Origin of the sequence: Bacillus sp. YP1 (assembly GCF_000877815.1) — a bacterium.
Taxonomy (GTDB): Bacteria; Bacillota; Bacilli; order Bacillales; family Bacillaceae; genus Bacillus; species Bacillus subtilis.
The window spans coordinates 2,173,953-2,185,461 of the sequence record NZ_CP010014.1 but is presented as its reverse complement, the minus strand read 5'-3'; the positions used below and the strand labels follow the sequence as shown (position 1 = coordinate 2,185,461).

Below are 11,509 nucleotides of genomic sequence, written 5' to 3'. Positions count from 1 at the left end.
AAAGAGGCGAAAAACATGTCTGAACAAATGGTAAAAGAAAAACCTGAGCGAGCTGTTATTGTTCCGAAGCAGAATCACGTGCTTGAGGTCAAAGATCTGTCTATTTTTTACGGAAATAAACAAGCCGTTCATCATGTAAACATGGATATTGAAAAAAATGCGGTGACTGCTTTAATTGGGCCGTCGGGATGCGGAAAATCTACTTTTTTGAGAAATATTAACCGAATGAACGATTTAATTCCATCTGCAAGAGCGGAAGGTGAAATCCTTTATGAAGGATTAAATATATTGGGCGGCAATATTAACGTTGTCAGCTTGAGAAGAGAAATCGGAATGGTTTTTCAAAAACCAAATCCATTTCCGAAATCGATCTATGCGAATATCACACATGCATTGAAATATGCCGGAGAGCGGAATAAAGCTGTTTTAGATGAAATTGTGGAAGAAAGTTTAACAAAAGCGGCCCTCTGGGATGAGGTGAAGGATCGTTTACATTCATCCGCACTCTCGTTATCCGGCGGCCAGCAGCAGCGTTTATGCATCGCGAGAACGCTTGCGATGAAGCCGGCTGTTCTTCTGCTTGATGAACCAGCTTCAGCGCTTGATCCGATTTCAAATGCGAAAATAGAGGAATTAATTACAGGATTGAAAAGAGAATACTCAATTATTATTGTCACGCACAATATGCAGCAGGCTCTGCGGGTTTCTGACCGGACGGCATTCTTTTTAAACGGCGAGCTTGTAGAATACGGACAGACCGAACAGATTTTCACGAGTCCGAAAAAGCAAAAGACAGAGGATTATATTAACGGGAAATTCGGATAGGAGGGCGGCAATGAGTATTGCTACCGAAGCTGTAATGAAACAGGAAGTCTATCAAGTCAATGGAATGAACTTATGGTATGGACAGCATCATGCTTTAAAAAATATCAATTTGAGCATTTATGAAAATGAGGTTACGGCGATTATCGGTCCATCCGGATGCGGGAAATCGACCTTTATCAAGACATTGAATTTAATGATTCAAATGACGCCAAATGTAAAGCTTGCAGGTGAGCTGAACTATAATGGCAGCAATATTTTAAAGGATAAAGTGGACATCGTGGATTTACGGAAAAATATCGGCATGGTATTCCAAAAAGGGAACCCGTTTCCGCAATCTATTTTTGATAATGTGGCTTACGGACCGAGAGTCCACGGCACCAAAAATAAGAAGAAGCTTCAGGAAATTGTGGAAAAGTCATTAAAAGACGTGGCGTTATGGGATGAGGTGAAGGATCGATTGCATACGTCCGCTCTTTCGCTGTCAGGGGGCCAGCAGCAGCGTCTTTGCATCGCCAGAGCACTTGCGACCAATCCTGATATTTTGCTGATGGATGAACCGACATCTGCACTAGATCCAATCTCAACGAGAAAAATTGAAGAACTCATTCTAGAGCTGAAAAATAAATATACAATTGTCATTGTCACGCATAACATGCAGCAGGCAGCAAGGGTTTCTGATCAAACCGCCTTTTTCTACATGGGCGAGCTTGTTGAATGCGACAATACGAATAAAATGTTCTCTAACCCGAAGGACCAAAGAACGCTCGATTACATTTCAGGAAAGTTTGGATGAAAAAAACAGGCTGAGTCAGCCTGTTTTTTTATCGTGTTAACGTTTTTACGATCTTTTTGAAACTCATGTCTGATTTTACTTTAAACTCGCCGGCACGAATTTCTTTGTGATAGCCGGCATCAATGACATAATCATTAAAGTCTTGAGCCGAAGAGATAATGCCCTCTTTTTCAAGAATAGCAGATACATCCGCAGTGCTCATGCCATCTTTAATTTTGAGCTTGTACGTTTTGACTTTGTCTGTTTTCGTGTCTGAGCTGCTGTCATCGGTCAACGATTTCTCTTTTGAATCAAGAAGTTTTTGATATTCATCACGGTTCACAGAAACCATTTTTTTAGAATCAAGGTAATTGTTCACGTCTTGTTCAGTTACTGTTTTATTATCTTTTACAGCAGCGGCCTGGTCTTCGTCAGTCAGATAAAAAACAGCTGCAAGAACGGCTGTCGCTAAAATGATGCCGCCAGCAAATGCCTGAATGCCCCGTTTTGTCATACGAGCACCTTCTCATTATCTTTGATAATCGTATTTACGTCTTCCACTGATACATGCTCAGCTTTAGCAATCGCTTCAGCTGACATACCGTTATTATATTTAGAAAGTATTTGTTTAGCGATTTTTTGATTGATGTCGTTCTGCTTTGATTTGCGAATGACAAGGTTTGTTTCCAGTAATTCTTCCTCAAGCACTGTCATTTTCTTTTTGAGCTTGTAAATTTCCTGCATCGCAGAAAGCTGCAGTGTTTCGAGCTCCTGTTCTACATCTTTCATCGGGTCTCTTTGAGAATATGAGAATGCAATTAGCGCTATACTGACGATAAACAACGCAATAATAGCAATTTCCACGTTTCATCACCTTCTATTCTTTTTTTATCCTTCTTTTTTATACCATAAAACCAATAGTTTCTAAAGGAATTCGCGAAAAAAACGAGATTTTGTCGAGAAATCTTTCTTCGCTTCTTCTTCATGTAATGGTTTAATAGGAACACGAAGTGAACGATTGGAAAGGAGAATGTTAGGAGTCCATGGATAAACACCCATTTCCCTATAATATACGACATAAGCTTTCCTTTTTTAGGGACACATTCGACATAATCATTCAAAACGCTCACACCTTGACCGTAAGCTGGGAAATCTCAGAAGAAACAATGCGGCTGGCTGAAGCGGTCCTTTTCGAAAAAACGCAGGATATGATAAAAGAATTGCGCATTGTCATCAAAAGAAAAGACATTGAAGCTGTCAGGACAAAACGCACAACGTATGATAAAGGCGAATGGACGATTAGACAGGCGGCTGGTGATGCTGTATATCGGGCTGAATACAGAATTGTGAATTCAATGAATGTCTCTCTCAAGCTTGCCGGTACAGACGACATCTATCTCGATGAAAATGGGATTCGTCATATAAACAGTTTTCAGATTGAAGAAGCGCACACCAGTTGGGAGGCGCAATTTTCTGCATACACCTGTTATGGGAGAGGGGAGAGAGAACGGTAAACATTCTCATGCTTTCACCCGAACATCCCGATGAGCCGAAAAGCGGGCTAGGTGTCCATTTAAACCGCCTCATTTCCTATTTAAACCCTCATATCAACATTACGGTTTTTACTCCGAGCGGGCAGCTGTTTTCGTATGCGAAGTTTGAAGATTACATAGCTGATGCTAACTTTACAATGGTTCGCCATGTGTTATCACACAATAAACGCTTTGATCTGATTCATGCCCATGATGACACAACTGCCCCTGCTGCCCAGTATTTGAAACAACGGCTTGGCCTTCCGCTTACTGCGACAATCCACGGTCTTGAAAGAGAAAGGAAGAAGGTATGCCGAGAAGCCCCACACCCATACAGGCTCAAGACCGAACGGCTCCTTATAGAATCCGCTGATGCATTGATCGTATTAAGCACATTTATGAAGCGGTCTCTTAATAAGGCAGCACATAAAAAAATAACCGTTATCCCAAGCCCTGCATCTATGGAGGAAGAGAAGGGGAAAATCCAAAGAAGCATAAATAGAAGATTTCTCTTTTCATATGGAAGGTTCGTTCCGGAAAAAGGATTTTCGCAGCTGTTAAAGGTGTTTGCCATCTTGAAGCAGCGTCAGCCAGACCTCTATCTAGTGCTGGCTGGGGAGGGGCCGTCTCTGTCCTGCTATGAGAAATTAGCTGCGGCATATAACCTGAAGGATCGCGTCATGTTCCTGCCGTTTCTCAATAGGAAAGACATCAGAACGTTACTGTCTCAATGTGAAATGGCTGTTTTCCCTAGTTCTTATGAACCGTTTGGGCTTGCCGCGCAAGAAAGCATGGAACAAGGTGTGCTGACTGTCGTTTCTCAGTCGGGTGGTTTTTGTGATTATGCCGTTCATGACAAAACGGCAATCATCGCTAATTTTACGCTCGTACAGGAAGCGGCTGATCTGCTGGACAGCTTTTTAAAAGACCGGGAAAAAGCCCGCCGGATAAAAGAAGCTGGCAGACAACAAGTGTTCAAGCTCCACCACCCCCGACTCATTATGTCATCATATTTGCAGCTTTATGAGCGTATCTTCAATAATTCAGCAATTCATTGAAAAACAGCCTAGCATTCCGTCCATTATAGTGGTATTATATATAAGTCTGAATAAGTAAATGATTTTAGTTTGGAGGGAAAATAATGCGCGTTAATATTACTTTGGCTTGCACTGAATGTGGTGAGCGTAACTATATTTCTAAAAAGAACAAACGCAACAATCCAGACCGCGTTGAATTTAAAAAATATTGCCCACGTGATAAAAAATCTACGTTACACCGTGAAACAAAATAACAGCTTTGCTGTTTGAGGTGTAAGAAAAAAGCCAGAGCTTTGAAAAAGGTTCTGGCTTTTTTTCTATTCCGAGGGGGATGAGAGATGAAATCACAATTAAGAAAAAAGACGCTGGAGGCACTGTCTGCTTTATCTAATGAAGATATTCTTCAAAAAACGGAACGTACGTATAAGTACTTGTTTTCTCTGCCGGAGTGGCAAAATGCCGGCACCATTGCCGTCACTATTTCCAGAGGATTAGAGATACCGACGCGTCCTGTCATTGAGCAGGCTTGGGAAGAAGGGAAACAAGTTTGCATCCCAAAATGCCATCCGGACACGAAGAAAATGCAATTTCGCACATATCAGACTGATGATCAGCTCGAAACCGTGTACGCCGGACTGCTCGAGCCGGTAATTGAAAAAACAAAAGAAGTAAACCCATCACAAATTGACTTGATGATCGTTCCAGGTGTTTGTTTTGATGTTAACGGGTTTAGGGTCGGCTTTGGAGGCGGCTATTATGATCGCTATTTAAGTGAATATGAAGGGAAGACAGTCTCATTGCTTTTGGAGTGCCAGTTGTATGCGCACGTACCCAGTCTGCCACATGACATCCCGGTACATAAGCTGATAACAGAGGATCGGATTATTTCTTGTTTTTCATAACTTTCCTGTCCCTTATTCGAGAATAAATAAGGCAGAATAACAAACCCTATTGGCAGGAGGGATATCATGAAAAAACTTTTGATTTATGCCATTTTCGCGGTTTCTGCCGTCATGTTTTATCAAAATCGCTACCGTCTTATGAATACTGTACTCAGCCAGCCAGGAATCAGGCGGTCTTTTATCCATTTGTTTTTAAGAATTCCATTTATCCGCAATAAGTTTATACAGCAAGCTTTCTAAAATCCCGTGAAAAACGGGATTTTTTGCTTTCAGTAGGCGTTTCGGAGCGCCAGCTGTTATAATGAAAAAAAACTATTGGAGCGGTAAACATGTTTTTGCTGGAGTATACATATTGGAAAATTGCGGCGCACCTGGTGAATAGCGGGTATGGCGTCATACAAGCCGGTGAGTCAGATGAAATATGGCTGGAAGCTCCGGACAAGTCCTCTCATGATCTAGTTCGTCTTTATAAGCACGATCTTGATTTCCGTCAAGAAATGGTTAGAGACATCGAAGAGCAGGCCGAACGAGTAGAACGAGTCAGACATCAATTGGGCAGACGAAGGATGAAGCTGCTGAATGTGTTTTTTTCAACGGAAGCCCCTGTTGATGACTGGGAAGAGATTGCAAAAAAAACTTTTGAGAAGGGAACTGTGTCAGTTGAGCCGGCGATCGTTAGAGGAACGATGCTTCGAGATGATCTTCAAGCGGTTTTTCCATCATTTCGTACAGAAGATTGTTCAGAGGAACACGCTTCGTTTGAAAACGCGCAAATGGCGCGAGAACGCTTCCTTTCGCTAGTGCTGAAACAAGAAGAACAGAGAAAAACTGAAGCGGCGGTTTTTCAAAACGGAAAACCGATTTTTACATATTTATTTATTGCGCTTCAGATCCTGATGTTTTTCTTGCTCGAAATAAACGGAGGCAGCACTAATACGGAGACGCTGGTGGCTTTTGGAGCAAAAGAAAACAGCCTGATTGCACAAGGAGAATGGTGGCGGCTTCTGACACCGATCGTGCTTCACATCGGCATAGCGCATTTAGCTTTTAATACGCTGGCTTTATGGTCGGTTGGTACAGCGGTTGAGCGGATGTATGGATCGAGGAGATTTTTGCTGATTTATCTGGCTGCTGGCATTACGGGTTCGATTGCGAGTTTTGTGTTCAGCCCGTATCCTTCGGCAGGGGCATCAGGAGCCATATTCGGATGCTTAGGTGCATTACTGTATGTTGCTTTGTCTAATCGAAAAATGTTTTTAAGAACTATAGGAACCAATATTATTGTCATTATTATCATCAATCTGGGCTTTGGTTTTGCGGTTTCGAATATTGATAATTCAGGACATATCGGCGGCTTGATTGGCGGCTTTTTCGCTGCAGCAGCACTGGGGTTGCCTAAAGCCGGAGCCTTTGGAAAAAGATTGTTGTCAGCGGTTTTGCTGATTGCTTTGGCTGTTGGATTTTTATATTACGGATTGCATTCGCCTTCACACCAGGAGTCAGCGCTGATTCAGCAGGCAAGCGAGCTGTATCAGGAAGGAAAGTATGAAGAAGTAACAGAATTGCTGAACGGAGAAGCAGCGCAAAAAGATGCCTCTGCCGATCTTTTGAAAATTCTTGCTGTTTCTGATATTCAAATCGGCGAATATGATCAGGCGGTTTCCCTTTTGGAACGAGCAGTGAAAAAAGAACCTAAAGACCATGCTTCCTATTACAATTTAGCGTTATTGTATGCGGAAAAAAATGAGCTTGCACAAGCAGAAAAGGCCATCCAGACGGCTGTGAAACTGAAGCCGAAGGAGCAGCGCTACAAGGAGCTGCAGCGGCAAATTGAAAACAATAAAGAATCATAGAGGTGGAATATGGAAAGGAAGCTGGCTTTTTTGTCAGCGTTTTCTTCTTGACTGACCGCTTCCTTATGAATACGCTTATGATAGTTAAGTTCAAGAAATGGTGAGGAAAATGAATACATTTTATGATGTGCAGCAGCTGTTAAAAACGTTTGGCCACATTGTTTATTTTGGAGACAGAGAGCTTGAAATTGAGTTTATGCTGGATGAATTAAAGGAATTATACATGAACCACATGATTGAAAAGGAGCAGTGGGCCAGAGCGGCAGCTGTCCTTCGAAAAGAATTGGAACAAACAAAAAACGGAAGAGATTTTTATAAAGGCTAAGGTGATAAAAATGGACGAGATATGGTTTGCGGGCATTGACCTGGGAGGAACGACGATTAAACTCGCTTTTATTAATCAATATGGCGAAATTCAGCATAAGTGGGAAGTTCCGACTGATAAAACCGGCGACACGATTACTGTCACAATTGCAAAAACTATCGACGGCAAGCTGGATGAGCTGCAAAAACCGAAGCACATCATCAAATACATCGGAATGGGTGCACCAGGCCCTGTAGATATGGCGGCAGGGAGTTGTTTATGAAACAGTAAATCTAGGGGGGAAAAATTATGCTTTGAAAAACCATCTGGAGACAGAAACCGGCATCCCAGCTGTTATAGAAAATGACGCGAATATTGCTGCGCTCGGGGAAATGTGGAAGGGAGCGGGTGATGGCGCAAAAGACGTCATTCTCGTGACGCTTGGCACAGGAGTTGGCGGCGGCATCATTGCAAATGGTGAAATTGTACATGGCATAAATGGCGCCGGCGGAGAAATCGGCCATATTTGCAGCATCCCTGAAGGCGGAGCGCCCTGCAACTGCGGCAAAACGGGCTGTATCGAAACAATTGCGTCAGCAACCGGAATTGTAAGAATTGCAAAAGAAAAAATAGCAAATGCTAAAAAGACGACACGTTTACAAGCAACCGAACAATTGTCAGCGCGGGATGTGTTTGAAGCGGCGGGTGAAAATGATGAAATTGCCCTTGAGGTGGTTGATTATGTAGCCAAGCATCTTGGTTTGGTGCTCGGAAATTTGGCAAGCTCGCTTAATCCATCCAAAATCGTTCTTGGCGGCGGCGTATCGAGAGCCGGAGAACTGCTGAGATCAAAAGTCGAGAAAACATTCCGCAAATGCGCGTTTCCGCGGGCAGCCCAAGCTGCTGATATTTCAATCGCAGCACTTGGAAATGATGCCGGCGTTATCGGAGGCGCTTGGATCGCTAAAAATGAATGGCTGAAACATCAAAATTGTTAAAATTGTGTAAATGAAATTGATTTTTTGTTGTGCTCAGGTTAAGATTTAATTTGATGTGTTAATGAGAATGTTGGGAATAGACTGATTTTTTTGAGCGTGCTGCATAGGAGGTTGAAATGCGAAAAACGTTTTTTTCGAAGATTTCATTTATGCTGATTGCCATTTTATTGATGTGGCTGAAAACGTATGCTGTTTACAAAACCAGTTTTCATATTAAAATCGACAATCTAACACAGGAATTTATTCTGTTTATCAACCCATTGAGTTTTTTGTTGCTTATTTTTGGCCTCAGCCTGTTTTTGAAAGGCAAAAACAGAAATCGCTATATTATCGCGATGAGCTGTCTTGTCACGTTTGTATTGCTGGCAAATATGGTTTTTTACCGTTTTTACAATGATTTCTTAACAATCCCTGTTCTTTTTCAAACGAGCAATATGGGTGATCTCGGAAGCAGCATCGGAACACTTCTTGAGCCGACAGACCTCCTATTAGCTGTAGATATTGCGGTTTTAATATGGCTTCACATCCGGCAAAAAGCTTTTCAATCGGACATTCCCTCAACGAAAAATGAACGGGCGGCTTATTTTTTGTTCGTTGCTTCTGTTTATTTCTTCAACCTAGGCTTGTCTGAGGCGGAAAGACCTCAGCTATTGACACGCTCATTTGACAGAGAAATGCTTGTTAAAAACATTAGCCTGTTTAATTTTCATATTTACGATGGCGTTCTTCAGTCAAAGCAATCCGCACAGAGAGCGTTGGCAGACAGCAACAGCCTGACGGAGATTGAAAACTACGTAACCGCTAATGCGAAGGATGCCAACAAACGCTTATTCGGCGCTGCAAAAGGAAGGAACGTCATTCTCGTATCCTTAGAGTCGACGCAAAGCTTCGTGATTAATGAAAAATTGAATGGAGAAGAAATCACGCCTTTTCTGAATGACTTTATAAAACAGAGCTACAACTTTAATAATGTTTACCACCAAACAGGCCAGGGGAAAACCTCGGATTCTGAATTTATCGTGGACAATTCACTGTATCCGCTTGGACGAGGTGCCGTATTTTTTACGAATGCGGGCAATCAATATATGGCCGCTCCTGAAATTTTGAAAAACAGCGGATACTATTCAGCGGTGCTCCACGCTAATAATAAGAGCTTTTGGAATCGTGATTTAATGTACGACTCATTTGGATATGATTCGTTTTTTGATATTAACTCGTATGATGTAACTGACGAAAATTCAGTCGGCTGGGGACTTAAGGATAAAGAATTTTTTGAGCAGTCTTCAGAGCTGATGAAAAATCTGCCTCAGCCGTTTTACTCGAGGCTGATTACACTGACGAACCACTTCCCGTTTGATCTTGATGAAGAGGATCAATTGATTGATGAATATGATTCAAGCAGCCAGACGCTAAATAAATATTTTCCGACAGTGCGTTATCAGGATGAGGCGCTGAAACGTTTTATCGAAAAGCTGAAGGAAGACGGGTTATACGACAACTCTGTTATTGTATTATATGGTGACCATTATGGTATATCAGAAAACCATAATGAAGCGATGGGGCAGTTTTTAGGAAAAGAAATAACCCCATTTGAAGAGGTACAGCTCCAAAAAGTGCCGCTGGTCATTCATATTCCGGGTATTACTGATAAAAAGCCGCAAACCATTGAAACAGTAGGCGGGCAGATTGATATCAGGCCGACGCTGATGAATCTTTTAGGGATTGATACGAAAGATCAAATTCAATTCGGCAACGATCTGCTTTCAGACGAAAAACTGGACTTCACGGTGCTCCGGGACGGGAGCTTTATCACAGATCAGGTTGTTTATACAGACGGTGCGTGTTATGACAAAGAGACGGGAAAACCGTTAGAAGAGACAAAACAATGTGAAGCATTTGCTGATAAAGCAAAACAGGAGCTATCACTTTCTGATGAAATCATTTATGGGGATTTGTTGCGATTTTATGACCAGAAAAGGCTGGACAATTCGTCAAAGCGGAAAGAAAAACAAATGCTTGATCAGGCATCATAATCACAATGTCTCCCGCATCGAAGTGAGCGGGAGGCTTTCTTTTTTTAAATACGCTGTCATATAGTAACAAAAAAGGGGGATGATGATGGCGTTTATTACTGTGAAACCTGAGATCAAGAACAATTTGGCCAATGTGGCGAAAGAACTGAAGATAGACGAGGAATTGCTTAAAAGTGCAAATCGCTCCGCACAAAAACATCAATTGTATTGCCCTGGTTATGTGATAGAGGAGCATAGCGGCAAAGAGCTTCAAACCATTCAGGACATAAAGCGCTTTTTACAGCCTCGGCAGCTGAAACTTTCAGATAGCTGGATTGAGCAAGAGAAAATCTATGATGATTCAGCTGTTGAAAAGGAAATAAAGAAGATTATTGATGTTTTTCCGTTTGTCTCATGCCGGGAAATTGGCCGTTCTGTACTCGGCAGGCCTATCTGGGAGCTGAAGGCTGGTGGGGAGCATGCCGTAAAAAAGGTCCATATGAACGCGTCATTTCATGCGAATGAGTGGATTACAACGTCTGTCCTGCTAAAATGGTTTAAGGAATACTGTATGTCATTATGCTGCAATTCGCCTTTCTTTGGCTTTTCTCCCATAAAGCTGTTTAACAGCACATCCTTATCCCTCGTTCCTCTTGTCAATCCGGATGGCGTTGATCTTGTTTTAAACGGATCAGAAGTCATGGGAGCCAGAAGAGATGAACTCGAAAGGCTAAATGAACATCGTCCAAATTTTAATGAATGGAAGGCGAATATAAACGGGGTTGATTTAAATAAACAATTTCCATCATTATGGGAAATTGAAAAATACCGAAAACCGACAGCACCCAGCTACCGCGATTTTCCGGGAATCTCTCCGCTTACGGAGCCGGAATCTATTGCGATGTACCGGCTGATCACGGAGAATCCGCCTGACAGACTGCTGGCTCTTCATACTCAAGGAGAAGAAATTTATTGGGGCTATAAAGGCCTTGAGCCTGAGGAATCTGCTGCCGTCATAAAGGATTTTGAGGAGTTAAGCGGGAACATTTATAAGGGAGTAAGGGATATAGACAGCTATGCTGGATTTCGTGATTGGTTTATTCACCATTATTTTAAGGAAGGGTATACGGTGGAACTTGGAAAAGGCCAAAATCCTTTGCCGTTTCAGCAGTTTTCACACATATATAACGCCACAAGCGGTATCTTGTGGAGGGCGTTATTTTTTCATGAGTAACTGAAACTTTTTCTTTTTTCTGCCGAAGCAAATATGAGAA

General features: G+C 42.1%; 13 protein-coding genes and 1 pseudogene. 12 read left to right on the top strand and 2 right to left on the bottom strand.

What is annotated here, in order from left to right; all coding sequences use genetic code 11:
• Positions 1 to 15 precede the first annotated feature (15 nt).
• Both pstB (QF06_RS10670) and pstB (QF06_RS10665) read left to right on the top strand, forming a co-directional pair.
• Positions 16 to 825 carry a phosphate ABC transporter ATP-binding protein PstB gene (gene pstB / locus QF06_RS10670; protein ID WP_015384102.1) on the top strand — a complete coding sequence of 270 codons (810 nt, stop codon included), beginning with the start codon at positions 16 to 18 and terminating at the stop codon, positions 823 to 825.
• A gap of 10 nt (positions 826 to 835) precedes the next feature.
• A complete protein-coding gene (gene pstB, locus QF06_RS10665; protein WP_014480273.1) occupies positions 836 to 1,618 on the top strand; it encodes a phosphate ABC transporter ATP-binding protein PstB in 783 nt (260 codons plus the stop codon).
• Between the two features lie 28 nt (positions 1,619 to 1,646).
• On the opposite strand, the gene QF06_RS10660 is transcribed toward pstB (QF06_RS10665), so the two are convergent.
• Positions 1,647 to 2,111: an endolytic transglycosylase MltG gene (locus QF06_RS10660; protein WP_014480272.1), complete on the bottom strand. Its 465-nt coding sequence runs from the start codon at positions 2,109 to 2,111 to the stop codon at positions 1,647 to 1,649.
• Positions 2,108 to 2,461 (bottom strand): hypothetical protein, encoded by a 354-nt coding sequence (locus tag QF06_RS10655; RefSeq protein WP_003245993.1) that lies wholly within the window; start codon positions 2,459 to 2,461, stop codon positions 2,108 to 2,110. Before QF06_RS10655 ends, QF06_RS10660 begins: the two co-directional genes overlap by 4 nt.
• A gap of 179 nt (positions 2,462 to 2,640) precedes the next feature.
• Between QF06_RS10655 and QF06_RS10650 the strand changes: the two genes are divergently transcribed.
• The 10 genes and pseudogenes from QF06_RS10650 to QF06_RS10610 all read left to right on the top strand — a co-directional run bounded on the left by QF06_RS10650 (position 2,641) and on the right by QF06_RS10610 (position 11,469).
• Positions 2,641 to 3,111: a hypothetical protein gene (locus tag QF06_RS10650; protein ID WP_041850022.1), complete on the top strand. Its 471-nt coding sequence runs from the start codon at positions 2,641 to 2,643 to the stop codon at positions 3,109 to 3,111.
• An 8-nt stretch (positions 3,112 to 3,119) separates the two neighbouring features.
• Positions 3,120 to 4,187: a glycosyltransferase family 4 protein gene (locus QF06_RS10645; protein WP_015714267.1), complete on the top strand. Its 1,068-nt coding sequence runs from the start codon at positions 3,120 to 3,122 to the stop codon at positions 4,185 to 4,187.
• Positions 4,188 to 4,270: 83 nt separating this feature from the next.
• Entirely contained in the window at positions 4,271 to 4,420 is a 150-nt protein-coding gene (gene rpmG, locus QF06_RS10640) for a 50S ribosomal protein L33 (protein ID WP_003153056.1), read from the top strand.
• Between the two features lie 84 nt (positions 4,421 to 4,504).
• Complete coding sequence (locus tag QF06_RS10635) at positions 4,505 to 5,068, top strand: 5-formyltetrahydrofolate cyclo-ligase (RefSeq protein WP_015714266.1); 564 nt, start codon at positions 4,505 to 4,507, stop codon at positions 5,066 to 5,068.
• Between the two features lie 66 nt (positions 5,069 to 5,134).
• Positions 5,135 to 5,308 (top strand): hypothetical protein, encoded by a 174-nt coding sequence (locus QF06_RS21240; RefSeq protein ID WP_003230126.1) that lies wholly within the window; start codon positions 5,135 to 5,137, stop codon positions 5,306 to 5,308.
• An 89-nt stretch (positions 5,309 to 5,397) separates the two neighbouring features.
• Entirely contained in the window at positions 5,398 to 6,921 is a 1,524-nt protein-coding gene (gene yqgP, locus QF06_RS10630; protein WP_015714265.1) for a rhomboid protease YqgP, read from the top strand.
• A gap of 109 nt (positions 6,922 to 7,030) precedes the next feature.
• On the top strand, positions 7,031 to 7,246 hold the full coding sequence (locus QF06_RS10625; RefSeq protein ID WP_004399107.1) for a YqgQ family protein: 216 nt from the start codon (positions 7,031 to 7,033) through the stop codon (positions 7,244 to 7,246).
• Between the two features lie 10 nt (positions 7,247 to 7,256).
• A pseudogene (gene glcK, locus QF06_RS10620) lies at positions 7,257 to 8,223 on the top strand (glucose kinase GlcK).
• A gap of 116 nt (positions 8,224 to 8,339) precedes the next feature.
• Complete coding sequence (locus QF06_RS10615) at positions 8,340 to 10,256, top strand: LTA synthase family protein (protein ID WP_003230133.1); 1,917 nt, start codon at positions 8,340 to 8,342, stop codon at positions 10,254 to 10,256.
• 82 nt (positions 10,257 to 10,338) lie between these two features.
• Positions 10,339 to 11,469 carry a M14 family metallopeptidase gene (locus tag QF06_RS10610; RefSeq protein ID WP_015251708.1) on the top strand — a complete coding sequence of 377 codons (1,131 nt, stop codon included), beginning with the start codon at positions 10,339 to 10,341 and terminating at the stop codon, positions 11,467 to 11,469.
• The last annotated feature ends 40 nt before the right edge of the window (positions 11,470 to 11,509 follow it).

Coding starts and splice junctions, on each gene's coding strand:
- pstB (WP_015384102.1), top strand. CDS start 16: ATGTCTGAACAAATGGTAAAAGAAAAACCTGAGCGAGCTGTTATTGTT.
- pstB (WP_014480273.1), top strand. CDS start 836: ATGAGTATTGCTACCGAAGCTGTAATGAAACAGGAAGTCTATCAAGTC.
- QF06_RS10660 (WP_014480272.1), bottom strand. CDS start 2,111: ATGACAAAACGGGGCATTCAGGCATTTGCTGGCGGCATCATTTTAGCG.
- QF06_RS10650 (WP_041850022.1), top strand. CDS start 2,641: ATGGATAAACACCCATTTCCCTATAATATACGACATAAGCTTTCCTTT.
- QF06_RS10645 (WP_015714267.1), top strand. CDS start 3,120: ATGCTTTCACCCGAACATCCCGATGAGCCGAAAAGCGGGCTAGGTGTC.
- rpmG (WP_003153056.1), top strand. CDS start 4,271: ATGCGCGTTAATATTACTTTGGCTTGCACTGAATGTGGTGAGCGTAAC.
- QF06_RS10635 (WP_015714266.1), top strand. CDS start 4,505: ATGAAATCACAATTAAGAAAAAAGACGCTGGAGGCACTGTCTGCTTTA.
- QF06_RS21240 (WP_003230126.1), top strand. CDS start 5,135: ATGAAAAAACTTTTGATTTATGCCATTTTCGCGGTTTCTGCCGTCATG.
- yqgP (WP_015714265.1), top strand. CDS start 5,398: ATGTTTTTGCTGGAGTATACATATTGGAAAATTGCGGCGCACCTGGTG.
- QF06_RS10625 (WP_004399107.1), top strand. CDS start 7,031: ATGAATACATTTTATGATGTGCAGCAGCTGTTAAAAACGTTTGGCCAC.
- QF06_RS10615 (WP_003230133.1), top strand. CDS start 8,340: ATGCGAAAAACGTTTTTTTCGAAGATTTCATTTATGCTGATTGCCATT.
- QF06_RS10610 (WP_015251708.1), top strand. CDS start 10,339: ATGATGGCGTTTATTACTGTGAAACCTGAGATCAAGAACAATTTGGCC.